Raw genomic sequence first — 24,073 nt, 5'->3', positions numbered from 1 at the left:
GACCTTCCGCGCCGCTCGGCGGACGCCGCGGCCCGGCTCACATCCGCACATCCCGAACGGAACCACGCATGTCTGAAGTACCTGGTCTCGACACCGTCGCCGCGGCGCTCGACACCCCGGACACCTCCCAGCCCTACGCCGAGCTGGGTATGGCCAAGGACGAGTACGAGCGGGTCCGCGACATCCTGGGCCGCCGCCCCACCTCCTCCGAGCTGGCGATCTACTCGGTGATGTGGAGCGAGCACTGCTCCTACAAGTCCTCCAAGGTGCACCTGCGCCAGTTCGGCGAGAAGGCGCCCGAGAGCGACGCGCTGCTGGTCGGCATGGGTGAGAACGCGGGTGTGGTCGACGTCGGCGACGGCCGCGCGGTCACGTTCAAGATCGAGTCGCACAACCACCCCTCCTACGTGGAGCCGCACCAGGGCGCGGCCACCGGGGTCGGCGGCATCGTCCGCGACATCCTCACCATGGGCGCCCGACCCGTCGCGGTGATGGACGCGCTGCGGTTCGGCCCCGCCGACGCCCAGGACACCAAGCGCGTCCTGCCCGGCGTGGTGTCCGGCATCTCCTTCTACGGCAACTGCCTGGGCCTGCCCAATATCGGCGGTGAGATCGGCTTCGGCGCGGGTTACCTCGGCAACCCGCTGGTCAACGCGCTGTGCGTGGGTGTGCTGCGGCACGAGGACATCAAGCTCGCCCAGGCGCCCGGCCCGGGCAACAAGGTGGTCCTGTTCGGCTCCACCACCGGCCCCGACGGGATCGGCGGCGCGTCCGTGCTGGCCAGCGCCACCTTCGACGACGAGTCGCACGCCAAGCGCCCGAGCGTGCAGGTCGGCGACCCGTTCATGGAGAAGCTGCTCATCGAGTGCAGCCTGGAGCTCTACGCCCGCGACCTGGTCGTGGGCATCCAGGATCTCGGCGCCGCGGGTGTGTCCTGCGCGACCACCGAGCTGGCCGCGGGCGGAACCGGCGGCATGGACATCCAGCTCGACCGCGTCCCGTTGCGCGACCCCAGGCTCACCCCCGAGGAGATCCTCATGAGTGAGTCCCAGGAGCGCATGATGGCGGTGGTCGAGCCCGCCAAGATGGACGAGTTCCTCGCCATCTGCGACAAGTGGCAGATCCTGGCCACCGAGATCGGCGAGGTCACCGAGGTGACCCCCGAGGAGGCCGAGCGCGGCGGACGCCTCGTCATGACCTGGCACGGCGAGACGGTGGTGGACATGCCGCCGCGCACCGCCTCCGACGAGGGCCCCGTCTACCACCGGCCCTACGCCCGCCCCGCCGAGCAGGACGCGCTCCAGGCCGACGACGCCGCCGCGCTGCCCCGCCCCGCCGACGACGCCGAGCTCCGCGACCAGCTGCTCCGGGTGCTGGGCGCGCCGGGCGTGGGCGATCCCACCTGGGTCACCCAGCAGTACGACAGCTACGTGCGCGGCGACACGGTGGTCTCGGCCCCGCACGACGCCGGGATGATCCGCGTGGCCGACGACTCGCACCGCGGCGTCGCCCTGGCCACCGACGGCAACGGCCGTTTCACCCGGCTCGACCCCTACGCGGGCACCCAGGCGGCCTACGCCGAGGCGTTCCGCAACGTCGCCGCCACGGGCGCCCGCCCGCTGGCCGTCACCAACTGCCTCAACTTCGGCTCGCCCGAGGACCCGGGGGTCATGTGGCAGTTCGCCGAGGCCACGCGCGGCCTCGCGGACGCCTGCCAGCAGCTCGGCACCCCGGTGACCGGCGGCAACGTGAGCTTCTACAACCAGACCGGTGACGTGGCGATCAACCCGACGCCCGTGATCGGCGTGCTCGGCGTGATCGACGACGTCCGCACGCGGCTGCGGTCGGCCTTCGACACCGACGGGGCCGCGGTGTTCCTGCTGGGCGAGACCCGCGCGGAGTTCGGCGGTTCGGCCTGGGCGGACGTGGTCCACGGCCACCTGGGCGGGCTGCCGCCGCGGGTGGACCTGGCCGCCGAGGCGGCGCTGGGCGAGGTGCTGGCCACCGCAGCCGACCGGGGCCTGGTCACCGCCGCGCACGACCTGTCCGACGGCGGCCTGGGGGTCGCGGTCGCCGAGTCGGCGCTGCGCGGCGGCCGGGGCGTGCGCGTGGAGGTGGACGGCGACGCGTTCACCGCCCTGTTCAGCGAGTCCGGCGCCCGCGCCGTCGTGTCGGTGCTGCCCGAGCACGTGGACGCGCTCCGCGCGCTGGCCGCCGAGCACGATGTGCCGGTCGCCGAGATCGGCGCGGTGGGCGGCGACGCCCTGGTGGTCAGCCACCCGGGCGGGTCCGTGGAGGTCCCGCTGGACGAGCTGCGCACCGCCTACGAGTCCGCGCTGCCCGCCCTGATGGACGGCGTGTAGCACTCGGGAACGAACGGAGCGGGGGCGCCCGGTGGGCGCCCCCGCTCCGTCGTGTCACGGTGGAACGATCCGGCCGACGACGTCGCCGTACCTGGTGACCGCTCTCCCGCCAGCTCCGTCAGCTGCTCATCCGCCCACCCCTTCTCAGCCGTCGAGGTAGGCGAGCGCCGCCCGATTCGCCTGTGCGTCCTCGATCGGGACCGGGCGCCCCACTCCTGTGGTCTGAATCGCCTCCTGTACCCTGGCCCGCGCCTCCTCCGTGGGTTCACCATGCTTGGCGAAGTGCTCTTCGAGAGCGATGCGCGCCTCGTCCGGGACCGCCTCTCCGAGCGGCACCGTCCGACTGTCCGGACAGCGGTGTGCCCGCGCGACGGTCCCGGATCCAGGGGGTGCGGACATTTCGTCAGGGGACATGTACTCACCGCAGCCCTTCCGGTAGCACCGGAGTCCGACTACCGGCAGATACGGCGCCGTCCAACAGTTCGTAACCGACAGTGAACCTCTCCAGCAGTGGAGCATCCCCGCCGTAGGTGACCGTGCCGTCCGGCCAGATGTACACCCAGGAGTCACCCGCGCCCAACGCGACGACGGGCGCGCTCTGCCCGAGCCGCTCGGTCCACTCGGGTGGAACGTGACTGACCGCGCAGGTGGCGATGATGGCGTCGTAGGTGTCCGTGCCGGGCGCTGTGGTGCCGGAAATGACCCGCACACCGGTCTCGGCGAGTCGAAGGCTGGCGTGGGAGGCCACGCCGGGGTCGATCTCCACGGTCGTGACCGACCCGGTCGGGCCGACCAAGGTGGACAGGATCGCGGCGTTCCAGCCGGTGCCGGTGCCGATCTCCAGCACTCGCATTCCCGGTTCGATGTTCGCGGCCTGGAGCATGTCGGCCATGAGCTGCGGTGCCGACGACGATGAGGTGGGCCGGTTCACCGGACCCGACCCTCCGTCGTTGGCCTGCGTGGTCACCGCATCGTCGGTGTAGACGATCCGTGCCCACTGCTCGGGGTCGGCGGTGCGGTACAGCGGCAGACCCATCGCGCTCGGCCAGATCATGTCCGGGATGAACCGGTGCCGGGGGTGGGCGGCGAACGCTGCTCGGATGTCCTCCGGGGTGTCCAGATCGGCCACGAGCCGAGCGTGCAGGTCGTTGAGGTCAGCCATCACACCTGTCCTGTTCCGTTGCACAGGGGGCGGTCGATGATCTCCTTCTTCCATGGCCCGTTACCGCCCTGGTCATTGAAGGTCTTGCCCGATCCATTGCAGTTCGAGCAGTCCGCGGCGCGGGGAGTCAGACACGAATCCGCTCGTGTCAGCGCCCGAATACGAAGTGACGAGACCCTACTCGGGCACCCTGGCGACGGTACGGGCCCGTGTCGAGACAGGGTCGCGCGCCTACCTCGACCGAATGCTCAACGCGAGCCGGTACGCCACGCGCACCGGTCACACGGATTGGGGCCCGCCCCTGGTCGCAGCATGACGGCGCCCCCTGTCCACAGCCTGTGGACAGGGGGCGCCGTTTCGCGTTTTCGTGGTTCTAGGTGAGCAGGCTCGCGGCGATGCCCCGCACCTCGGTAAGACCACGGCGTTCGCGCCCGTAGGCGATCGCGTTCGTCAACAGCACCAGGTAACGCCCCGTCTGCGGATGCAGGTACAGACTGGTGCCCGTGAATCCGTGGTGGTAGACGAGACCGCTGTCGGCGACCAACCAGGCGAGCCCGCGGTGCGTCGTCTGGTCGATGCGCACGGCCGGTTCCCACGACTCGCGCACGTAGGCGCCGAACGCCGAGTCGGTTCCCTGCGCCCGCAGGATCGCGCTCGCGTAGTCGGCGAGCCCGTCGACCGTGGCGAACACGCCCGCGTGTCCGGCCATCCCGCCCAGCGTGGCGGCGTTCTCGTCGTGCACGGTCCCATGAACAGGATGACCGCCCGTGAGCCGACGCTCGGTCGGCGCCACCTGTGGCCCACGGGCAAGCGGACCATAGCCGACCCCGTTCACGTCGATATCGGTCGCGTACTCCTCGAGGAGTTGCCCGAGTGTCGCCCCGTGCAGACGTTCGAGGAGGATCCCGACGAAGATGAACCCGCGGTTGATGTACCGGTGTCGGCCGATCTCCTCAAGCGGCTCGGCGAGGATCGCCTCGGTGATGTCGCGCTCGTCGCCGATGTACTGGTCGAGGCGGGTCGAGGGCATCATGCCCGAGGTGTGCGTAAGGATCTGCCGCACCGTGACCTCGCCGCCTGGATGCGAACGGGGATCGAGGTCGGGGACGTACTTCGACAGCGGCGCGTCGAGCTCGACCAGGCCGTCCGCGACGGCGCGACCGACCAGCGGCCAGGTGGCGACGACCTTGGTCAGGCTCGCGATGTCGTAGGACGTGGCGGGCGTGGCCTCGTGTGCGCCGTCGACGCCAGTCGTACCGACAGGGACGACTTCCCGGCCACTCGGGGAGCCGATCGCGGCGACGGCGCCGGGAGTGTGACGGTCGGCGACCATGCCCTCGAGAGTGTGCCGCAATGTGTCGGCCGTCGAGTTCACCCATGCGTCGTCGCTCAATGGTCCTCCTCGATGATGGGGGCGCCGAGCGCGCGCAAGGTGCCCGTCAGGTTCTCGTATCCGCGTCGCAGGTGTTCGACGCCCAGCAGTTCGGTTCGCCCTCGCGCCGCGAGTGCGGCGACTACCAGCGCCGCGGCAGCACGGATGTCGGTCCCTCGCACCGTAGCGCCCGACAGGGCCCGGGGGCCGAGAATCGTCACACACCGTCCGACCACGTCCACGCCAGCACCCATGGCCGCGAGTCCGGGCACGTGGGTCGCCCGATGCGTGTAGACGCGCTCGACGACGGTCGATGTGCCCGGGGCTTGCGTAAGCAGGGCGCACAACTGCGGTTGCGCGTCGGTCGGGTAACCCGGGTGTGGGCCGGTCTCAACCTTGACCGGTGCCAGTTCGCCCCGGATCGCCCGGACACCGTCTGGCACCGAGGCAAAGGCGATCCCTGCCGCCTCTACGACGTCGAGGAACCCCGCAGGGAAGTCATGCATGCTGACCCCGTGCAGGTCGATTCGACCATCGGTGATCGCTCCGGCGATCGCGTAGGTTCCGGCGACCATCCGATCCGGGGGCACCTCGTACGTGGTCCCGCTCAACGCCGAGCAGCCCTCGATTTCCACGACATCGGATCCTGTCCAGTGAACAACGGCACCGAGGCGACGCAGGAGCTCGACCGTGTGACCGACCTCGGGTTCGACGCTGGCACCAGTGATGCGGGAGGTGCCGCGCGCTGTCGCCGCGAGCAACAGCGCCGAGACGGTCGCGCCAAGGCTCGGACCGTAGTCGGTGGTGGCGTCGAACGTGAACCCGACCAGCCGAGGAGCTCGCGCGTGAACGAACCCGCCCCTCACCTCGACCTCGGCACCGGCTGCCCGCATCGCCGCGAGGTGACGGTCGATCAGCCGCTCGGCGAACGCGTCCCCGCCCGGCAGAGGAAAGGTCGTGGCACCGGTACGGGCGAGGACAGCGGCGCCGAAACACGCTGTCGGCCGGATCCTGGTACCGAGGTGGTTCGGGATCGTGCGCACGCGCAGGGTGTCAGCGCGCGTGGTGAGGACGGTTCCCATGAACGCGGCGTGCGCGCCGAGTTCACGAGCGATGTCCACGCACACGCCCGTGTCGGTGATGTTGGGAACGTTGAGCAGGTGCACGGGCTCAGGGGCGAGCAACGACGTCGCGGCGAGGTGGAGGAACACGTTCTTCGAGCCCTGCACGTGAACGCGACCGGACAGCGGTACCCCGCCCGTGATCAGGAGACGCTTCACATCCTCACCCGCGCCTCGGTCGGGTACAGGCCGCCGAGCTGGTCGGTCGGGTAGAGCGTGACGTCGGGACCGACCAGCGTGCCCGGGGCGACCGAGGTCAACGCCGGGAGTTGAACACGGTCGCCCAGGACGGCGCCGAACTTGGTCTGCCCGGTGCCAACCTTGGTCCCGCCCACGGTGACGAACAGTTCGTCGACCGCGGGCTCGACGACCGGTCGGTCGACGCGCAGGTTCGACAGCACGCTCGACGAGCCGATGTTGACGTGACTGCCGACGACCGAGTCGCCGACGAACACGAAGTGCATGGCGCGCGTCTCGGCGAGGATCAGGCTTCGGGTGATCTCGCAGGAGTACCCGACTTTGCTCCCGGGCCCGATCACAGTGTGATCGCGCACCAGGCCGCGGCCGACATAGGCGTCTCGGCAGATCAGCGCCGGACCGATGATGACGGCACCCGCATCGACCACGGCGCCCGACTCGACGATCACCGCGCCCTCAACCTCGGCGCGGGGGTGAACGGTGCCCGACAGGGCGCGACAAGCGGATCCGAGCCAGTCATGAACCCTGGCCTTGACGTCGAACACAGCCTCGGGCAGAGGGAAGGGCAGGGGAACACTGGCCGTGTCGCAGTAGTAGGCGAGTTCCAGGAAGCGGGAAGTGTTGGGGGACATGCTCACTCCTCGGGTTGGGGGAGCCCGCGCCCGTTGTTTGGTTTCTCTGCCGAACGCGGGTGACAGCGGTCAGGTGTTGACGACGATCACCGCGTCGCCGTACAGCAGGGCGTGAACCTGGGATGCCGGATAACGGCGATGCCCGCCCAGAGTGCGAATGGTGCTCAGCTTGCCCGCCTCCGCCCAGCGAGTGACGGTCTTGGGATCGACGCGGAACAACCGGGCGACCTCGGAGGAGGTCAGGAGTTCCGGCGTGTCCTGTGCGTTCATGAACGGGATCTCTCAGGATTGGGCCACCGCGTCGCTGTGATCGTGTGCTCGCAGTGCTTGCAGGTGGCTGAGGCGGTGTTGCCGTAACGGACCGGGGGTTGATCCGGGATGTAGTCGTGTCCGGTCGGGCTGACGCAAGACGTTGAGCCGTCCATCTCTCTCCTCGGGGGTAAAGAGAGGGTGTGACCCCGCCCCGGGTTCGAGGCCACACCGGGATCAATGGCTCTGATCGACAAGCGACATGAGAACGGCGATTCCGCGCGAAGCAGCGACACTCGGGCCGGTCTCGGACTCCGCTTCCCACGGAAGCAACGGCGGAGCAGGGAGGGGCGGGGCGGTCACGCCCTCCCAGGGCAATAGCGGACGGCAGGGTGTCCGTTCGGCACCGGTCTCGGGGCGGAGCAAGGGGATCGGCCCGCTGATCACGTTCGGGCGCGGCGGCTGGGCGATGTGCCGTTCGATGTACGGACGTCCGCGTGCGGCGCGACGCCTTCGGGCGTGGGTTCCGCGGGGAACACGGAGGACGTGCGTGATCCACCCGACGATTCGGGCGATAAGGTCGCTCATGTCAGCGCTCCTACAAAGCGTTGGCCGTGCCCCGGGAGCCCTCCTACAAGCTCGCCGGGGTCTGTTGCGTCCGACCGTCGCATGACGTCGACGGAACGCGCGGCGTCTCTGGAGGCGTCATTCCAGCGACATTGGGGGAGTCATTTGGGTGTCTTCTTGTCGCCTGCACGCCTACCATCGCGGCATGGCCACACCGAATACCGCGTTGAAAGCGGCCCGCATGGGGCGACTGATGAGCCAGGACGACTTGGCCCGAGCCCTGCGTGACGCTGGGGTCGATGGAGCATCGAAACGACTCGTGCAGCGCTGGGAAGCTGGCACGGTCGTAACCCCCAGGCCCAGCTACGCTCGAGCCCTAGAGGATGTTCTAGGAGCACCCATCGAAGCTCTCGGCTTCGCCCCGTCGGTGCCGGGGGCGCGCGCCGTCGATCACGATCGAGGACAGGACATGGCCCCTCATGACGGGTCTCAGCTAGATACCGCTGCGGCCCAGACCAACCTGCACGCCAACTACTCCGGGGTCTGGCTTTCGCGATACGAGTACGTCAGCACCGGCCGGGGCTCCACCTTCACCGGAGAGCACTACGTCGTTCTGCTCCAGCATGATGAACGGCTCACCGTGCGCAGCATCCCCGGCTCGTCAGGCTCCCCGTTGACGATGGATCTCACCATCGACGGCGCGGTCTGCACGGGTACCTGGACGGAACAGACGTCCAAGGACGGCTACTACCGCGGCGCGCGCTACCACGGAGCGATTCAACTGCTGATCGAACCGACCGGACGTCGGATGGCCGGGAAGTGGGTCGGCTTCGGAAAGGACTTCGACGTGAACACCGGCCCGTGGGAGTTGGTGTTTCAGGATGCCTCCACCACCAAGGCAACACTCGATCAGTACCAGCGCCGCCCTAGCTCTGAGTAGGACCCGAGGGATGACGCATCTCAGTCGACGCTCACGCCTAGTACTCCAGCCGCACTTAGTGATCGATGAGGCGTCTCTGCCGCTGGTAGTGGCAGCGGCGGGCCCGGGCCTGGTGGCGGCGTCTCCACCGCGACCATCGGATCCGGTGCAGCCAGGCATGCTCGACGTGCGTGCGGTCGGGCGCGGTCCTGGTCGATCTCGACTCGGCCTGACGGGTAGAACGACGACGACCCCGGACAACAGCCCTGTCCGGGGTCGTTTCTCTGTGGCCGACTACTTGGTCACGCTGGCCAACAGCGCCGCCCACTCACCGGAGGGCAGGGACAGGTGCCCCAGCTCCCGGTTCTGGGTGTCGCGGACGTCCACACTTCGGGGGGAAGCCCCGATCGCTGCCAGCGAGCACAATCGGGGCGTTATCGTGCACGACGAGGCGAGCGACTACGGCCGTCTGCACAACCAGATCAAGGCGGCCCTCGGCCGTTCTCTGCCTCCGGTGCAGTCGCGCCGGTTCCTGGACGAGGAGAAGGAGAAGTAGCCATGTGGCACAAGTCCACGTACAGCCCGAGCGGTGGTGACTGCGTCGAGATGCGCGAGCACGAGAACGGCGCGGAGGTGCGCGACACCAAGCACCGCGAACTCGGCGCACTGGCCTTCGACACCGACCAGTGGGTCACGCTGATCGCCAGCGTCACCCGCTGACACGCCGACCGGTGCCCCTCGAACGGTCCGTCCACGGGACACCGGGTCCGACTCAGCCGGGATCGACGTCGAAAGTCGCCCAGACCTGGGTGAAGTACCCGGGCCACTCCGGGAAGGCGTGGCAGCCCCAGTCGGCGGCCAGGCTCTCCACCAGGAGCAGACCGCGCTGTCCCTCGGCGACGTCCCACTCGTCGGCGGTGCGCTCGGTGGGAATGCGGGGACGCGTGGGACCGCCGGGATCGCTGACGGCCACGCGCAGCGTCCGCCGGTCCATCAGGCACATCGTGCGCACGACCTCGCCGCCCGGGCGGGCGTACTTGGCCGCGTTCGCCACGAGTTCGCTGACCACGAGCTGGACGGTGTCCACCAGGTCCGGGGCGAATCCGGCCAGGTCACGACCGAGGTCGGCACGGACCCTGGCGAGTTCGGACAGGTCACCGGCGTAGCCACGGCAGGGCCACCACACGCCGGGCAGGGCGATGTCCAGGGTGCTCACACCGCCACCTCCGCACACCGCCGGGTCCGCTGGTCGCTCCAGGTGCGGACCAGGGCGGCGAGCTCGTCGAACTCGCCGGGCCGCGGCTCCACGGGGGCGGCGAGCAGGTCGCCGGAGGGGCGGGGCTTGGGCACCCACGCGTGCAGGCGGGCGGTCGCTTCGGCCCGGACGCGGTCGAGGTCGCGCTCGTGGGACACGTAGTAGGGGCGGACGAGGGCGATCTCGTCGGCGGGGAGGCTCTCACGCGGCGGCACCAGACGCGGCGCGGGTTTGGGGACGGGAGGCGTGCTGGCCTCGACCGGGGCGGGGGGCGGCGCGTAGCGGCGGACCCGGGTGGAACGGCGACGTCGGGCGGCGGCCGAGTGGCGACCGCGAGCGGGGGTGAACAGCGCCTTCAGGTACGCCGCGAGCAGGGCGAAGAAGGCAGCGCTATAATCGCGCATGCTGGCAATCCTTTTTTGTTAAAGAGGGTGAGGTTGCTGGCCACGACCCCGGGCGCTGAGAAACGTCGCGGGGTCTTCCGAGTTTTCAGTTGTGTTGGGTAGAAGAGTAGGGCATGGGAGGGGTGGGGGAGAACTTTTTTGTGAAGCAGTTCTGAAAAAGTTCACCGCATCGGACGTCACCCCAGTTCAGACCCCTTGTTTACAACGGTCGTTCCCCTTCTTGGATGCCGCCGGAAGAATTCTTTTAGTCCGAATTAAAGGGATTTGCTGGGATATCTGAAACCCCGCTGCGCGGGCAGTCCGTCCCGGTGGGTAGGGGTGGGGCGAGGGGGTGACGCGCGTGACGGTGGGGTCCCTCTCCATGGGCCGGGGCGTCCGCCCCCGGTGGCTGCCCCTGGTGCCGCTCTCCCTCACCGTCACGGCCCTGGCCCTGACCGGGGTCCTGCCGACCTGGCCGGGCCTGGTCCACCTCGTCGCGCTCCCGCCGCTGGACCTCTTCGGCGACCTCCGGGTCCTACTGACCACGACGACCGGGCCCGTGTCGTTCACCCTGTCCCTGGCCGTGGTGCTCGCCGTCCGCGTCACCGTCCTGGCCCTGATGACGGGCGGGCTCACCCGGAGGCGGCTGGCGTTGGCCGCCGCGTTCTACGGCGTGCTGCTCCCGCCCATGCTGCTCGCGGCCGAGTTGGTGTACATGGCGGGCACGCTCCTGTACGCGCGCCTGTTCTGGGCCGGGCTCGTCGCGGTCGCGGTCCTCGCCCTCGTGTTCGCCCCGCTGCCCTGGGAGGCGGGTCGACGGATCCGGGACGTCCTGGCCCGTACCTGGCACGACGGATTCCGGGTGGGCGTGACGCTGTCCTACGGCGTCGCGGTGGTCGGGATCGGCGTGCTCGCCCACCTGTTCCCCGCCGTGACGATCGCGCTCGTCCCCGTGTCGGCGGCGGCGACCGCCGTCGCGATCACCGCGCTGACCCGTCCCGCGCGACCCGGCGGGCCGCGCCGTCTGGCGGCGGTCGCGACGTCGTTCGCCCTCCTGGCCTGGGCGTGGGTCGCCACACGCGACACGGCGACCGCGCCGCCCGAACCCGCCCCGCCGCGCGCGGGGTCGATCCTGCTGATGTCCGGCATCGACTCGCGATCCGGTGCCGGGAACGCCTTCCGCACCCGCACCGACCTGCTCGGCTACGGCTGCGACCAGACCCACTACTTCTCCTACGCGGGCCCCGGGGACGGCCAACCCCGGGGTGAGGCCCTCTGCCCGGTCCGCACCGGCGCCCCCTACGTCAGCGCCCACACCCAGGCCCCGGTGAGCGAGCAGGTCCGGGCGTTCGCCGCGCAGACCGAGGACCTGCCGCGTCCGCTGGTCGTGGTCGGGCACTCACAGGGCGGGTGGATCGCGTGGCGGGCCGTGGCCACCGGCGCGGCGCCCCGGGTCGACGCCCTCATCCTGGTGGGGCCCTTCCCCGAGAGCGTCGGCGGCTACCGGCCCCCGGGCGAGCCGGGCCCGGGCCGACCGGCGTCGGACCTGCTCCACGTGCTGACGCCGCTCAGCCGGGCGGTCGACTTCACCTTCGACACCGACTCCGCCGCCGGGTACGAGCTGCTCGGCACCACGGAGGCCCCCGCCGCGGTCTTCGCGCTGCCCCTCCCCGAGCACACGCGCTCGCTCAGCGTCGTGTCCACCGGCGACCTGCCGCTCATGCCCTCCGGGTGGCGGCTGCCGGTCGACCGGAACGCCTGCCCGGTCCGTGCCCCGCACGCCTACGTGCCGACCAGCGCGGCCTTCTACGAGGAGGCGAACCGCTTCCTCGACGGCGCCCCCGCCCCGCCCTGCCCGATCCCGCGCACCTGGGGCGGCCCGCCGACCCTGCCGTTCACCGCTCCGACGGTCCATGCACGGCCGAGGGCGCCGTGCCCCCACCCGCCGGGGGCGGTAGAACGGGGGGTGAGGACACGAAGGAGGCGGACGTCATGCGGCGGGGATGGCTCAAGGGACCGCTCGGCAGCCACGAACGTCCGGCGAGCGCGCTGGGCTTCCGGCTCGTGCTGGCCGTGTTCGGCGCCCTGGTCCTGCTGGTCGGCACGATCGCCAGCGCCCTGCTCACCGCCGAGCCGTGGCTGACCGTCGTGCTCGGCGCGGGCTTCGCGGGCGCGTGCGTGAACGCGTACTGGGTGGGTCGGCGTCTGCGGTACGAACGCCCACGCGGCTGACCCGTGTGCGCTCGCGGGTCGCGGAGGAAGCCGGGCCGGAGGTCCGCACCCCCGCCCCGGCCCCCGTCCGGATCAGCGCCCCCCGTACCCCTCGGGGATCCAGTCGCTCCACACGTCCGGGTTGTCGTTCACCCAGATCCCGGCCGCCTCCGAGGGGTCGATCCCCTCGTCCGCGATCATCCGCGCGACCTCGTTCTGGTCGGAGTTGCTCCACCGCCAGTTGTCGAGGAACTGGTACGCGGGGTCACCCGTCTCCACGAACCCGGTCCTGAAGATCTTGTTCAGCTCGTAGGTCGGGTAGTCGCAGGGGACGTACTCCAGATCGTCGTCGCACCCCTCGAAGTAGGGCGGGAACTCCACCTTGACCAGGTCGAGCTCCTCCTGGAGCCACTGCGGGTCGTAGAAGTAGAAGAGCACCGGCTCCCGGTCGGCGTACCGTCCCCGGACCTCGGTGATCTGGGCCGCCTCCGACCCGGCGTAGACGATCTCCAGGTCCAGGTCGAAGGCGTTGATCATGCCCTGGTCCTGGGTGACGAACCCGGGGGCGCCGGCGAGGAACTCCCCGCTGTCGCCGGTCTGGGCCGTCCGGAACAGGTCGGTGTGCTCCTTCAACCCGTCCACGGTCACGATCTCCGGGTACTCCTCGACCAGGTAGGCGGGCACGTACCAGCCGATCACACCCTCGTTGCCGTTGGGACCGCCGTCGACGACCGTCCCCTTGCCCTCGGGGCCGTAGAGCTCCATGAGGTCCTCGTGACCCCAGTTCTCCACGATCACGTCCAGCACGCCCTGGTCGAGCGCCTGCCACGCGGGCTGCTCGTCCACCCGCATGAGCTGGACCTCGTAGCCCATCTCCTCGCGGAGGATGTACGCCAGCACCTCGGCGCTGGCCTCGTACCCCACCCAGCCGTTGACGGCGATCCGCACGGTGTTGGGGTCCCGGGCGACCTGGTCGGTGCGCACGGCGCAGGAGCTGACCGACACCACGGCCAGCACCGCCGCGAACAGGCGGATCAGGGCGCCCTTCCTCATGAACCTAGGCACGGGGTGCCCTCCTTCCCTGCGTCACGCGGTCCAGGAACAGGCCGAGGCACACGATGGCCAGACCGGACGCCAGGCCCAGGCCGAACTGGTTCTGGGCCAGGCCGAACACGACCCCGAAACCGAGCGCTCCGGCGCCGACCAGCGCGCCCATGACCACCATGGACAGCACGAGGATGATGCCCTGGTTGACCGCGAGCAGCAGCGACCCGCGCGACATCGGCAGCTCGACCTTGGTGAGCAGCTGCCACTTCGTCGACCCCTGGGACCGCGCCGCCTCCAGCGTGGCCGTGGGGACACCGCGGATTCCGTCGTTCACCAGCCGGATGACCGGCGGCAGGGCGAAGACCACCGCGGCCACCAGGGCCGGGACCGGGCCGAGGCCGAAGAAGGCCACGGCCGGGATCAGGTACACGAACGGCGGCAGGGTCTGCATCGCGTCCAGGATCGGCTTCAGGATCGCCGCGAGCACGTCGCTGCGCGAGGCCAGGACGCCGACGACCACGCCCAGCGCGAGCGTCACCGCCGCCGCGACCAGGACCTGCGCCAGGGTGTCCATCGCCTCGGTCCACACTCCGAGCAGACCGACGGCGACGAAGGACAGGCCCGAGATCACGGCGGCGCGGGCCCCGGCGAAGATCCACCCGAGCACGGCGGCGACGAGCACCACCAGCCACCAGGGCACCCCCGTGAGCACGGCGGTCAGCGGGTTGATCACGACGCTCTGCGTCGCCGTGCCGAGGGCCGCCGTGACGTCGCCGGCCACCGACTCGAACCACGCGTTGAACGCGTTGATCGGGGCGCTGATGTCGACCGACAGGTCGCGCGGCCACCCCTCGACCCCCAGGACCCGTGCGACACCGATGACGGTGATGAGGATCGCGAGCCCGCCGCCGAGCACCGGCAGTCGGAACCGGGGCGCGATGTCCGGGGTCTGCGCGCCATGACCGACCGCGCCGGTCACCCGGTCCATCGCGATCGCCAGCATGACGATCGCCAGGCCCGCCTGGAACGCCTCGCCGACGTTGACCTTGGCCAGTGCCTGGTAGATCGCGTCACCGAGGCCGCCCGCGCCGATGACCGACGCGATCACGACCATGGAGACCGCGAGCATGATCGTCTGGTTGACGCCCAGCAGGATGGTCCGCCGTGCCATCGGCAGCTGCACCTTGGTGAGGACCTGCCAGGGCGTGGAGCCGAGCGACGTCGTCGCCTCGACGGCGCCCCGGTCGACCTCGCGGATGGCCAGCGCCGTGATCCGCACGGCGGGCGGCATCGCGTACACCGCGGTCACCACGACCGCCGCCGGGTCGCCGATGCCGAAGAACAGCACGAACGGCAGCAGGTAGGCGAAGGCGGGCAGGATCTGCATGAAGTCCAGCACCGGCCGGATGCCCCGGTAGAACCGTTCGCTGCGCCCGGCCAGGACGCCCAGCGGGAGGCCGAACAGCAGGGCGGCGAGGACCGAGGTGATGATCAGCGACAGCGTCGTCATCGACTCGTTCCACAGCCCGGTCAGCGCGAACACCGCGAACGTGGCGAGCACGACCAGCGCGACCCGCCACCCGGCGACCCGCCAGCCGACGAGCACCCCGGCGACGGTCACGCCCACCCAGGTGAGGAAGTCCAGGATCTGGTTGATCAGCACGACCGCCGAACCCAGACCCACGGAGACGTAGTTGAACCCGTACAGGAACAGCGGGCTCTCGTTGCGGTTCAGGACGATCCACAGGTAGACGTCGTCCATCCGGGTCATGAGCCACTCGCCGGTGGCGGCCGGGAACGCGCCCGCCCACGCCGGACGGCCCAGCCAGCCGCTCAGGTGGTAGCCGGCGACGAGCACCGCGATCGCGATCAGCGCCGCGGACCACTGCCACCGCGGAATGCCGTCGATCCGCCCCAGTCCGCCGGTGCTCTGTTCGGGGTCGGGCCTGGTTGCCGTGGCCATGTCACCCACCGTCCCCGGTCGGCGCCGGGCCGCCGTGCCCCTTGTGTCCGCTGGGGCCGTCGTAGCGGCGCGAGGTCTCGGTCTCCTCCGGCGAGGTCTCGGCCTGCGGGGACTCGTCCTCCGGAGCGCCCCCGGCGCCCGACTCGGCCTCGGACGCCGTCACGGCCTCGGCCGGTCTCTGCGGTGTCTCCGGGAGTTCGTCCCCGTCGCGCTCGGCGACCTCCCCGACCGCCTCCTCCTCGATGGCCGCGGCCACCGTGGCGTCGGCGAGCTGGTCCTCGGCGATCGCGCGCAGCACGTCGTCGCGGCCCACGTATCCGAGGAAGACGCCCTTGTCCACGACCCGGACCGGCGCCGTGGTGGCGGCGAGCATCGGCAGCACCTGCGCCAGGACGGTGCCCGCCTCGCAGACGGGGCCGTCGGTGCGCTCCTCCGGGAAGGCGTCGCGGACCAGCCACCGCGCGGTGAGCACGGTCGTCCGGGCGACGTCGGAGGTGAAGTCGGCGACGTAGGCGTCGGCCGGCCGACCGACCACCTCCTCCGGCGTGCCCACCTGCACCAGCTCGCCGTCGCGCATGATGGCGATGCGGTCGCCGAGCTTGAGCGCCTCCTGGAGGTCGTGGGTGATGAACACCGACGTCTTGTCGAGCTCGTGCTGGAGCCGGACGACCTCGGCCTGCATGTCACGGCGGATCAGGGGGTCCAGGGCGCTGAACGGCTCGTCGAAGAGCAGGACCTCCGGGTCGACGGCGAGCGCGCGGGCCAGGCCGACCCGCTGCTGCATGCCGCCGCTCAGCTCGCGCGGCCGGGCGTTCTCATAGCCGCCGAGCCCGACCATCTCGATCATCTCGCGCGCCCGGGCGTGGCGGTCGGCGCGCGGCATCCCGCGCACCTCCAGCCCGTAGGCCACGTTGTCGATGATCTTGCGGTTGGGCAGCAGGCCGAAGTGCTGGAAGACCATGGCCAGCTTGTGGCGGCGGATCTCGCGCAGCCGTTGCGGACTGGCCTGCTCGATGTCCTCGCCGTCGAGCAGGACCTGCCCGGCGGTCGGCTCGATCAACCGGCTCAGGCACCGGATCAGGGTCGACTTGCCCGACCCCGACAGGCCCATGACCACGAAGATCTCGCCGGGGTGGACGTCGAAGGACACGTCGCGCACCGCGACGGTGCAGCCGGTCTCCTCCCTGATCCGGTCCCGGTCCGCCGACTCCAGCTCGGTGCCGATCACCTTGTCGGCGTTCTTGCCGAAGATCTTCCACAGGTTGCGGACCGAGAACGTGACGTCGGACCCGCCGTCGGCCGGTCCGGACGTCTCAGCCGTCTGCGTGCTCATCAGACCCCCTCCTCGCGAGCGGTGCGGTCGGCGCGGATCAGGTCCGCGGCACGCTCTCCGAGCGCCAGCACCATGACCATGGGGTTGGGCGTGGGCAGCGTCGGGAAGACCGAGGCGTCGGCGACCCGCAGACCGCGCAGGCCCCGCACGCGCAGTCGGGGGTCGACGACGGCGGTGTCGTCGTCGACGGCGCCCATCCTGCAGGTGCCGGCCGGATGGTACACGGTGTGCGCGGCGCGGCGGCCGTACTCCGACAGCTCCTCGTCGGTCTGGACCCCGGGGCCGGGGGCGACCTCGCGCTTGATCCAGGACCGGAACGGCTCGGTGGCGGCCACCTCGCGGGCGATCCTGAGCCCGTCGACGATGGTCTGCTCGTCGTAGCCGTCGGGGTCGGTGAAGTAGCGGAAGTCCAGCGCGGGCTTGGCCTGGGGATCGGCGCTGGTGAGGTACAGCTTGCCGCGCGAGCGGGAGCGGGGGATGTTCGGCGTCATGCACACCGCGTAGCCGTCCGCGGGGGACTCGTAGCCCAGCCGCTTCGTGTTGTCGTCGAAGGGGATCTGGTAGATGTGGAACATCAGGTCCGGGCGCGGGTCGCTCTCGTCGCGGCGGACGAACAGGGCCGCGTCGGAGTCCATCACCGTCTCCTGGGGCACCGGGCGCTCGGTCTCCCACATGATGATCGACTCGGGGTGGTCGAGCAGGTTCTCGCCGACGCCGGGCAGGTCGTGGCGGGGCTCGATCCCCACCGAGCGCAGCTCCTCGGCGTGGCCCACGCCGGACAGCATGAGCAGGCGGGGGCTGTCGACGGCGCCGGCGGCCAGGATGACCTCCTGCCGGGCGTTGACGGTGACGCGCTCGCCGGACTTCAGGGTCGCGCTCACGCCCGTGGCGCGGTCGCCGTCGAGGACGATCCGGTCGACCCAGGTCTCCAGCATGACCGTGAGGTTGTTGCGCACGCCCATGATCGGGTGCAGGTAGGCGACGGAGGCGGAGGAGCGGTGGCCGGTGTAGGGGTCGTAGGCGATGGACAGGAAGCCCGCGCCCTCCGCGAACCCGCCGCCGTGCGAGGTCAGGGCGTTGAAGTCCTCGACGACGGGGACCTTCGCCGCCTCGGCGGCCGAGGACACCCAGTCCTTGACCATGGCGTTGCGGTCCTTCTCGGCGACCGGGACGATGTTGCACCTGATCCGGTCGGCGTAGGACTGGACGGTGGCGTTGTCCCAGCCCTCGGCGCCCAGGGCGACCCACTCGTCCAGGTCCTCGGCGAAGGGGCGGAAGCTGATCAGGGTGTTGTGCGACGAGCAACCGCCGAGCACACGGGCGCGCGAGTGCAGGATGTGGGAGTTGCCGCGCGGCTGCTCGGTCGTGGTGTACCCGTAGTCGAGGTCGCTGTCGAGGACGCTCAACCAGTCGCGCAGCCTGATCACGTTCTCGTGGTCGCGGTCGTCGGGACCGCCCTCGATGACGCAGACGGTGGTGCCGGGGTCCTCGGTGAGCCGGTTGGCGATCACCGAACCCGCCGTTCCACCTCCCACGATCACGTAGTCGTAGGTGCTCTGGTTGTCGGACACGGCCTGGTTTCCTCTCGTTACTTCTCACACAGGGGGATGTCGGGGGGATACCGACCTGCGCGTCGTTCTTCCTCTGGAGTCGGGGCCGCGGGAGCGGCACGGCGTTCCGGGCGGCCGGGACGGCCCCGGCGGCGACCCGCCCCGGGCGGTCGGACCGTCCGGGGCGGGTCGCCGTCTAGCCGAACCAGCGCTGCGGTTCGGGTGCGAGATTGCGGTAGATGTGCTTGGCCTCGCGGTACTCGTCGAGTCCGGCGAGCCCGAGTTCGCGACCGACGCCGCTCTGCCCGAAGCCGCCCCATTCGGCGCCCGGGAAGTACGGTCCGTAGTCGTTGATCCAGACGGTGCCGTGCCGCAGGGCGGCGGCGACGCGCTCACCGCGGGCGGTGTCGTCGGTCCACACGCCGCCGGAGAGCCCGTAGTCGGTGTCGTTGCCGAGCTCGATCGCCTGGGCCTCGGTCTCGAACCGCTCGACGGTCACGACCGGGCCGAACACCTCGGTCTGGACGATGTCCATGGAGCGGTCGCAGTCGACGAAGACCGTCGGACGGTAGAAGTAGCCGTCGGCGAGCTCCGGCGCGTCGGGACGCGTGCCGCCCGCGATGACCCGGGCGCCCTCCTCCACGCCGCGCGCGACCGCGGCCTCGACCTTGGCGCGGTGTTCGGCGGAGACCAGCGGCCCGCAGCGCACGCCCTCGACCTGGCCGCGGCCGATCCGGATGGCCTCGGCCCGGCGGGCGAGTTCGGTGGTGAAGGCGTCGTGGATCTCGTTGTGCACGATGAGCCGCGCGCCCGCCGAGCAGACCTGGCCGGAGTGGAAGAACGCGGCGCTGAGCGCGTAGTCCACCGCGGTGTCCAGATCGACGTCGGGGAAGATGATGTTCGGGTTCTTGCCGCCGAGCTCCAGGGCGATCTTCTTGACCGTCGCGGAGGCGGCCGCCATGATGCGGCGCCCGGTGGCCAGACCCCCGGTGAAGGAGATGAGGTCGACGTCCGGGTGCTCGGACAGCGGGGCGCCCGCGTCGGGGCCGCTGCCCAGGACCAGGTTGACCACGCCCGCCGGGACGCCCGCCTCGGCGGTGAGCTCGACCAGCTTGGCGGTGGTGACGGGAGTGATCTCGCTGGGCTTGATCACCATGGTGTTGCCCGCGGCGATGGCGGGGGCCATCTTCCAGGCGAGCTGGAGCAGAGGGTAGTTCCAGGGCGTGATCATGCCGCAGACGCCGACGGGTTCGTAGACGACGCGGCTCTGCACGCCCTCGGGTGCGGAGACGAGCCGGCCGGAGTCCTTGTCGGCCAGACCGGCGTAGTGGCGGAAGACGTTGGTGACGTCGTCGACGTCGATCCCGCCCTCCTCGATCGTCTTGCCGGTGTCCAGCGACTCCATGACCGCGATCTCCCTGCGGTCGCGCTGGAGGAGGTCGGCGATGCGCTCCAGGATCCGACCGCGCTCGGCGGCCGTGGTGCTTCGCCACTCACCGTGGTCGAAGGCGCGTCGGGCGGCGGCGATGGCCGCCTCGGCGTCGGCGCGTCCGCCCTCACTCACGATGGTGAGCACGGAGGCGTCCGCCGGGTCCAGGATCTCCCGGACACGGCCGTTCTGGGCCGCCAGCCACTCGCCGTCGATGTACAGGCTCGTGGCCGTGGCCGCACCCGGTTCCGACAGGTACGGCACGGACGGCAGGGATACGTAGGGTTCGTTCACGGGTCCGGTTTGCCCGAGATCGGTAGTCACAAACTGCCTCGTCTCAATGGACACTTATGTCACACAACTCCCACAACTCGTCCCTCACCAGCAACCGCGCGCCTTCGGGGAGCCGTGACCCGTGGTGAGCATCACGCGTCGACTGCGTCCACAGGTACTCGGCGCGGGAGGGCCGCTACCCAGCGCACACGCCCGTCTGGGGAATACCTGGGGGAGAATTTGACGTACATTGAGGTGTACCTCAGTGGTTTCGTCCGGTTCCGGGCGTCCACGTCAGAGCCCGCACCAGGACCGCACCGCCAGCGTGCGCCGGGGGAACCCACATGCTGCTAGAACAGGAACGCCGCGACGTCTGCCTGACCGCCCGTAGCCTCGCCTCCGGGGCCGCTCCAGGGGAGTCGGTGACCGTCAGCGTTCGCAGCGGGGACCTCGTGGTCGTCACGCCGCACGGGGTCGCGCCGGACCAGCTCCAGCCGGCCGACTGCCCGGTCATGTCCGTGGACGACCGCGTCCTGGAGGGGCGCCACGATCCGGCGGCCGAGACCACCCTGCACCTGGCCGTGCACCGCGGGGCCGTCGAGCACGGGCGCGACGTCACGGCCGTGGTGAACGCCTTCACCGCCGACACCGTCGCGGTCTCCGCCGTCCTGGCCGAGCTGCCCCCGGTGCACCACCGGGCCGCCGCGCTGGGCGGGGCGATCGCGGTGACCCCCTACACGACCTACGGCACCGGGGAGATCTCCGACCAGGCGGTCAAGGCACTCAAGGGGCGCGACGCCGCGCTGCTCGCCAACCACGGCGGGGTGGCGCTGGGCGTCGGGCTGGAGCACGCGCTGGAGAACCTGCGGCTGCTCGACTGGCTGTGCACCACCTACCTCCGGGCCCGCCAGCTCGGCGAGCCCCGGGTGCTGTCGGAGGACGAACTGGCCCAGGTGCGCCAGCGCGACACCTACGGCTGGGCGGGCCCGGACATCTTCTAGCCGCTACCCGACCGCCATCGCCATGACACCAGGGAGATCCCCGAAACGCGCCTTGGCGTCACGGCTCACGACGGTCCGGCCCGTGTGCGCGGCGTGCGCGGCGATCATGAGGTCGTGCTTCCCACGGGGTGTGCCACTGCGTTTGGTGTAGGCGATCAACGCCGCGTGGTGGGCGGCCGTCGCCTCCGTGTACTCCAACACCTCCACGTTGTCGAGGATGGCCACCAGCGCCCTGGAGCGTTCGGCTGCCCGCGCGGCGGTGCCCGCCAACTCGATTCCGACTCGGAACTCGGCCACCGTGAGCGCGGCGATCGACAGCTCGTCCTGATGGAACATCGATCGGTCGATCGTGCCCCGCTCGTAGGAGATCAGGACATTGGTATCCAAAATCAGGCGTCGGCCCACGGATCGGTCACCTCATCCGTGAGGAAGGCCAGCGCCTCGTCGACGTCCTTCTCGAACTCGTCGTCAAGCGGTGCGATGCCTTCCAGGGCCGCGTGCAGGTCCGCACCGGTTCGGCGACGAGCTGGGCCGATCTCAGCGACGGGCACCCGCCCCCTGGTGATGGTGACCCGGTCACCGGCTTCGATGGCGTCCAGGAGATCCGAGAACTTTCTCGCGGCCTCGGTCGCGGTCATCGTACGCATAGTGAGAAGCATTTTATCTGACTATCAGATCTTGGAACAGGGCGTAGGGAGAACCGCGAAAATCAGGACGGCTACTGACCGAGGCGCGGGAAGGGTTCGGTGGAGAAGACCACCTCGACCGGCACCTCGAAGTAGTGGGCGATGCGCAGGGCGAGGTGGAGGCTGGGGCTGTACTCTCCCCGCTCCAGGTAGCCGACGGTCTGGTAGTGGACGCCGAGGGCCTCGGCGAGCTGGCGCCGGGAGACCTGCCGCTCCGCGCGCAGCATCGCGATGCGGTTGTAGATCGTCTCGCCGCCCCCGGTTCCGGAGCGGCCGCGCCGACCGCCCCCACCGGCGCGCTTGGCCTCGGACTGGTCAGAGGACACGCTTCATCGCCTTCTCCCTCGCCGCCTGCACCCGCGACCCCGACTCGCGTCGGGCCGTCCGCCGCAGCACGCGCAGAGCCACCAGCGAACCGACCACCGCCCACGCCGCCAGGACCGCCGCCACCACGGGCAGCTGCCAGGACCCGGCGAGCTCGAGCGCGGCGTAGTCGGCGGGCAGCGTACCCGCCCGGACTCCCAGCCCGAGCCAGTACACGGGCGTCGCCTGGGCGATGGTCAGCACCCAGTCCGGCAGGAGTTCCAGCGGGAACATGACCCCGGACAGCATCATCAGGGCCATGATGGGGATCATCAACAGCCCCACGGCGCGGGGGTTGCTGAAGAGCGCTCCGAGGGTCGCGCCGATCGGGACCATGGCCAGCAGTCCCAGCACGCACACCCAGACCAGCGTGACGGCGGAACCCCAGCCCCGGGGACCGAACCCCTCCACGAAGAACAGGCCGGGGACCACGGTGAGCGCCACCGCCACGGCGGACATGGCCAGCAGGTGCACGGTCTTGGCGACGCCGTACCCGACCATCCCGTGCGGGATCGCCTTGGCCCGCAGGAACGTGCCGTCCTCCCGCTCGGCCGCCAGGACCTGGGCCACGGCCAGCGTCCCCAGCATGATCAGCATGAGGACCAGGCCGCCGCTGTAGGTCACCGCCCCGTAGTTGGTGGCGGCGCCGTCGACCTCCTCGTCGGAGAGGAAGACGCCGAGGACGACGAACAGGACGGGCATGTAGAGGTAGCCGAACATGTCCGGCGGGTTGGTGAAGGTCCCCCGGAACTCCAGGACTCCGCGGGCGTACCCCGCGCGGACCGCGTTGCTGACGGCGTTGTTCACCGGATCCCCTTCACGAACTCGTGGGCTGCCCGTTCCGCGTCGCCGGACTCGTGGCGGCGGACCAGCTCCATGTAGACGTCCTCCAGGGAGGGCCTGCTGACCCGGAGGTCGGTCAGGTCCTCGCCGTACTCCGCGTACAGCTCGGCGACGTGGCGCGCCGGGCTGTCGGTGGTGTGCACACGGCGCTGGCCGTCGACGCTCCAGGACACCTCGCTGTCCCCCTCGACCAGCGTGGACAGCTGCTCGACGCTCCCGTCGGCGACGATGACGCCGCCCGCCAGCACGAGCACCCGGTCGGCCAGCTTCTCGGCCTCGTCCAGGTCGTGCGTGGTCAGCAGGACCGTGGTGTCGTCGCTGTCGACGATGTCGTGCACGAGGTCGTGGAAGTCGCGGCGGCCCACGGGGTCCAGCCCCGCGGTCGGCTCGTCGAGGAAGAGCACCTCCGGACGGCCGACGACGCCGATCGCCACGTCCAGGCGGCGGCGCTGCCCTCCGGAGAGCCGGTTGATCCGCTGGTGCGCGTGCTCGGCGAGGCCGACGCGTGCGAGCAGCTCGTCGGTGTCGTGGGGGCGGACGCGGTCGGGGGTCGAGTAGGGGGCGTGGAAGCGGCCGAAGTGGTGGAGGAGGTCGCGCACCCTCCACCGGCCGTGGTCGCGCCAGGACTGGAGGACCACGCCGAGCCCGGCGCGCCAGTCCTCCCCGCCGTGCTCGGGGTCCACGCCCAGCACCTCGACGTCGCCCCCGGAGCGCTTCCGGAAGCCCTCCATGATCTCGACGGTCGTGGTCTTGCCCGCGCCGTTGGGCCCCAGGAGCGCGACGACCTCGCCGCGGTGGGCGGTGAGGTCGACGCCCCTGAGGACCTCGTTCGTCCCGTAGGTCATCCGCAGTCCTCGGACCCGGATCACGGCCTCGCCGGGGCTGCCCGCCGCCTGAGCCTCCGCCCTGGACAGCGGAGTGACCGGTGTGTTCGTCACACCACTTCACCTCTTCGTCTGGTTTCTGCTGCCATTGATAGTACTTGTACTACATTCCGAAGCAGAAGGACAGCCGGAAGCCGGGCACCCAGGCCACCGTGCGGGGCGAACCCGCAGGTCATCGGGGTGGGAGACGTGACCGCATCCGGCCAGCGTCCACCCGGCGAACGTCGGCGCGCCGCCGCGCACGCCGCGGGCCGCGCGGGCCATGGTGC

Annotated in this window: 25 protein-coding genes; 6 read left to right on the top strand and 19 right to left on the bottom strand. The window is 70.6% G+C overall.

Annotation, left to right across the window (positions count from 1 at the left end; translation table 11 throughout):
* Window positions 1–68: 68 nt before the first annotated feature.
* Entirely contained in the window at window positions 69–2,363 is a 2,295-nt protein-coding gene (gene purL / locus AB0I72_RS22585) for a phosphoribosylformylglycinamidine synthase subunit PurL (RefSeq protein ID WP_358571885.1), read from the top strand.
* Between the two features lie 144 nt (window positions 2,364–2,507).
* Here purL and AB0I72_RS22580 read toward each other — a convergent pair whose 3' ends face one another.
* The 6 genes from AB0I72_RS22580 to AB0I72_RS22555 form a co-directional block, all read right to left on the bottom strand.
* The gene (locus AB0I72_RS22580) at window positions 2,508–2,699 is read right to left on the bottom strand and encodes a hypothetical protein (RefSeq protein WP_358571883.1); all 192 of its coding nucleotides are present in this window, start codon (window positions 2,697–2,699) and stop codon (window positions 2,508–2,510) included.
* 82 nt (window positions 2,700–2,781) lie between these two features.
* The gene (locus AB0I72_RS22575) at window positions 2,782–3,525 is read right to left on the bottom strand and encodes a methyltransferase domain-containing protein (protein ID WP_358571881.1); all 744 of its coding nucleotides are present in this window, start codon (window positions 3,523–3,525) and stop codon (window positions 2,782–2,784) included.
* Window positions 3,526–3,898: 373 nt separating this feature from the next.
* Window positions 3,899–4,918, bottom strand: coding sequence for a serine hydrolase domain-containing protein (locus tag AB0I72_RS22570; RefSeq protein WP_358571879.1), 1,020 nt, complete (start codon window positions 4,916–4,918; stop codon window positions 3,899–3,901).
* A complete protein-coding gene (locus AB0I72_RS22565; RefSeq protein ID WP_358571877.1) occupies window positions 4,915–6,177 on the bottom strand; it encodes a UDP-N-acetylglucosamine 1-carboxyvinyltransferase in 1,263 nt (420 codons plus the stop codon). Before AB0I72_RS22565 ends, AB0I72_RS22570 begins: the two co-directional genes overlap by 4 nt.
* Window positions 6,174–6,848, bottom strand: coding sequence for a hypothetical protein (locus AB0I72_RS22560; RefSeq protein ID WP_358571875.1), 675 nt, complete (start codon window positions 6,846–6,848; stop codon window positions 6,174–6,176). The genes AB0I72_RS22565 and AB0I72_RS22560 overlap by 4 nt, the downstream gene beginning before the upstream one ends.
* A gap of 69 nt (window positions 6,849–6,917) precedes the next feature.
* A complete protein-coding gene (locus tag AB0I72_RS22555) occupies window positions 6,918–7,118 on the bottom strand; it encodes a BldC family transcriptional regulator (protein WP_358571873.1) in 201 nt (66 codons plus the stop codon).
* 751 nt (window positions 7,119–7,869) lie between these two features.
* On the opposite strand from AB0I72_RS22555, the gene AB0I72_RS22550 reads away from it, so the two are divergent.
* Window positions 7,870–8,604 (top strand): helix-turn-helix transcriptional regulator, encoded by a 735-nt coding sequence (locus AB0I72_RS22550; protein WP_358571872.1) that lies wholly within the window; start codon window positions 7,870–7,872, stop codon window positions 8,602–8,604.
* Window positions 8,605–8,877: 273 nt separating this feature from the next.
* On the opposite strand, the gene AB0I72_RS22545 is transcribed toward AB0I72_RS22550, so the two are convergent.
* A complete protein-coding gene (locus AB0I72_RS22545) occupies window positions 8,878–9,009 on the bottom strand; it encodes a DUF397 domain-containing protein (RefSeq protein ID WP_358571870.1) in 132 nt (43 codons plus the stop codon).
* A gap of 132 nt (window positions 9,010–9,141) precedes the next feature.
* Here AB0I72_RS22545 and AB0I72_RS22540 point away from each other — a divergent pair, with 132 nt between their 5' ends.
* Window positions 9,142–9,303 (top strand): DUF397 domain-containing protein, encoded by a 162-nt coding sequence (locus AB0I72_RS22540; protein WP_358571868.1) that lies wholly within the window; start codon window positions 9,142–9,144, stop codon window positions 9,301–9,303.
* 52 nt (window positions 9,304–9,355) lie between these two features.
* Here the strand turns inward: AB0I72_RS22540 and AB0I72_RS22535 are convergent, their stop codons facing one another.
* Complete coding sequence (locus AB0I72_RS22535) at window positions 9,356–9,799, bottom strand: ATP-binding protein (RefSeq protein ID WP_358571866.1); 444 nt, start codon at window positions 9,797–9,799, stop codon at window positions 9,356–9,358.
* Window positions 9,796–10,242, bottom strand: a complete 447-nt coding sequence (locus AB0I72_RS22530) for a hypothetical protein (RefSeq protein WP_358571864.1) — start codon at window positions 10,240–10,242, stop codon at window positions 9,796–9,798. Before AB0I72_RS22530 ends, AB0I72_RS22535 begins: the two co-directional genes overlap by 4 nt.
* A gap of 340 nt (window positions 10,243–10,582) precedes the next feature.
* Between AB0I72_RS22530 and AB0I72_RS22525 the strand changes: the two genes are divergently transcribed.
* Window positions 10,583–12,364: a hypothetical protein gene (locus tag AB0I72_RS22525; RefSeq protein WP_358571862.1), complete on the top strand. Its 1,782-nt coding sequence runs from the start codon at window positions 10,583–10,585 to the stop codon at window positions 12,362–12,364.
* Entirely contained in the window at window positions 12,295–12,453 is a 159-nt protein-coding gene (locus AB0I72_RS22520; protein WP_358572046.1) for a hypothetical protein, read from the top strand. The genes AB0I72_RS22525 and AB0I72_RS22520 overlap by 70 nt, the downstream gene beginning before the upstream one ends.
* A 72-nt stretch (window positions 12,454–12,525) precedes the next feature.
* Here the strand turns inward: AB0I72_RS22520 and AB0I72_RS22515 are convergent, their stop codons facing one another.
* The 5 genes from AB0I72_RS22515 to AB0I72_RS22495 form a co-directional block, all read right to left on the bottom strand.
* Window positions 12,526–13,485: a glycine betaine ABC transporter substrate-binding protein gene (locus tag AB0I72_RS22515; protein ID WP_358572032.1), complete on the bottom strand. Its 960-nt coding sequence runs from the start codon at window positions 13,483–13,485 to the stop codon at window positions 12,526–12,528.
* Between the two features lie 4 nt (window positions 13,486–13,489).
* Window positions 13,490–15,442 (bottom strand): ABC transporter permease subunit, encoded by a 1,953-nt coding sequence (locus AB0I72_RS22510; protein WP_358571860.1) that lies wholly within the window; start codon window positions 15,440–15,442, stop codon window positions 13,490–13,492.
* Window position 15,443: 1 nt separating this feature from the next.
* Entirely contained in the window at window positions 15,444–16,775 is a 1,332-nt protein-coding gene (locus AB0I72_RS22505; protein WP_358571858.1) for a glycine betaine/L-proline ABC transporter ATP-binding protein, read from the bottom strand.
* Window positions 16,775–18,346, bottom strand: coding sequence for a GMC oxidoreductase (locus AB0I72_RS22500; RefSeq protein WP_358571856.1), 1,572 nt, complete (start codon window positions 18,344–18,346; stop codon window positions 16,775–16,777). The genes AB0I72_RS22505 and AB0I72_RS22500 overlap by 1 nt, the downstream gene beginning before the upstream one ends.
* A 175-nt stretch (window positions 18,347–18,521) precedes the next feature.
* Entirely contained in the window at window positions 18,522–20,048 is a 1,527-nt protein-coding gene (locus AB0I72_RS22495) for an aldehyde dehydrogenase family protein (RefSeq protein WP_358571854.1), read from the bottom strand.
* Between the two features lie 323 nt (window positions 20,049–20,371).
* Here AB0I72_RS22495 and AB0I72_RS22490 point away from each other — a divergent pair, with 323 nt between their 5' ends.
* Window positions 20,372–21,028 carry a class II aldolase/adducin family protein gene (locus tag AB0I72_RS22490; RefSeq protein ID WP_358571852.1) on the top strand — a complete coding sequence of 219 codons (657 nt, stop codon included), beginning with the start codon at window positions 20,372–20,374 and terminating at the stop codon, window positions 21,026–21,028.
* A gap of 3 nt (window positions 21,029–21,031) precedes the next feature.
* On the opposite strand, the gene AB0I72_RS22485 is transcribed toward AB0I72_RS22490, so the two are convergent.
* The 5 genes from AB0I72_RS22485 to AB0I72_RS22465 form a co-directional block, all read right to left on the bottom strand.
* The gene (locus tag AB0I72_RS22485; RefSeq protein WP_358571850.1) at window positions 21,032–21,433 is read right to left on the bottom strand and encodes a PIN domain-containing protein; all 402 of its coding nucleotides are present in this window, start codon (window positions 21,431–21,433) and stop codon (window positions 21,032–21,034) included.
* Window positions 21,418–21,666, bottom strand: coding sequence for a prevent-host-death protein (locus AB0I72_RS22480; RefSeq protein ID WP_358571848.1), 249 nt, complete (start codon window positions 21,664–21,666; stop codon window positions 21,418–21,420). The genes AB0I72_RS22485 and AB0I72_RS22480 overlap by 16 nt, the downstream gene beginning before the upstream one ends.
* 80 nt (window positions 21,667–21,746) lie before the next feature.
* Window positions 21,747–21,959: a helix-turn-helix transcriptional regulator gene (locus AB0I72_RS22475; RefSeq protein WP_358572030.1), complete on the bottom strand. Its 213-nt coding sequence runs from the start codon at window positions 21,957–21,959 to the stop codon at window positions 21,747–21,749.
* A gap of 70 nt (window positions 21,960–22,029) precedes the next feature.
* Entirely contained in the window at window positions 22,030–22,884 is an 855-nt protein-coding gene (locus AB0I72_RS22470; protein WP_358571846.1) for an ABC transporter permease, read from the bottom strand.
* Window positions 22,881–23,765 carry an ABC transporter ATP-binding protein gene (locus AB0I72_RS22465; RefSeq protein ID WP_358572028.1) on the bottom strand — a complete coding sequence of 295 codons (885 nt, stop codon included), beginning with the start codon at window positions 23,763–23,765 and terminating at the stop codon, window positions 22,881–22,883. Before AB0I72_RS22465 ends, AB0I72_RS22470 begins: the two co-directional genes overlap by 4 nt.
* Window positions 23,766–24,073 lie beyond the last annotated feature (308 nt).

Origin of the sequence: Nocardiopsis sp. NPDC049922 (assembly GCF_040660275.1) — a bacterium.
Classification (GTDB): Bacteria; Actinomycetota; Actinomycetes; order Streptosporangiales; family Streptosporangiaceae; genus Nocardiopsis.
This window is presented reverse-complemented; position numbering and strand designations above follow the sequence as displayed.

Coding starts and splice junctions, on each gene's coding strand:
- AB0I72_RS22510 (WP_358571860.1), bottom strand. CDS start 15,442: ATGGCCACGGCAACCAGGCCCGACCCCGAACAGAGCACCGGCGGACTG.
- AB0I72_RS22555 (WP_358571873.1), bottom strand. CDS start 7,118: ATGAACGCACAGGACACGCCGGAACTCCTGACCTCCTCCGAGGTCGCC.
- AB0I72_RS22515 (WP_358572032.1), bottom strand. CDS start 13,485: ATGAGGAAGGGCGCCCTGATCCGCCTGTTCGCGGCGGTGCTGGCCGTG.
- AB0I72_RS22480 (WP_358571848.1), bottom strand. CDS start 21,666: ATGACCGCGACCGAGGCCGCGAGAAAGTTCTCGGATCTCCTGGACGCC.
- AB0I72_RS22490 (WP_358571852.1), top strand. CDS start 20,372: ATGCTGCTAGAACAGGAACGCCGCGACGTCTGCCTGACCGCCCGTAGC.
- AB0I72_RS22560 (WP_358571875.1), bottom strand. CDS start 6,848: ATGTCCCCCAACACTTCCCGCTTCCTGGAACTCGCCTACTACTGCGAC.
- AB0I72_RS22530 (WP_358571864.1), bottom strand. CDS start 10,242: ATGCGCGATTATAGCGCTGCCTTCTTCGCCCTGCTCGCGGCGTACCTG.
- purL (WP_358571885.1), top strand. CDS start 69: ATGTCTGAAGTACCTGGTCTCGACACCGTCGCCGCGGCGCTCGACACC.
- AB0I72_RS22465 (WP_358572028.1), bottom strand. CDS start 23,765: ATGACCTACGGGACGAACGAGGTCCTCAGGGGCGTCGACCTCACCGCC.
- AB0I72_RS22540 (WP_358571868.1), top strand. CDS start 9,142: ATGTGGCACAAGTCCACGTACAGCCCGAGCGGTGGTGACTGCGTCGAG.
- AB0I72_RS22575 (WP_358571881.1), bottom strand. CDS start 3,525: ATGGCTGACCTCAACGACCTGCACGCTCGGCTCGTGGCCGATCTGGAC.
- AB0I72_RS22505 (WP_358571858.1), bottom strand. CDS start 16,775: ATGAGCACGCAGACGGCTGAGACGTCCGGACCGGCCGACGGCGGGTCC.
- AB0I72_RS22550 (WP_358571872.1), top strand. CDS start 7,870: ATGGCCACACCGAATACCGCGTTGAAAGCGGCCCGCATGGGGCGACTG.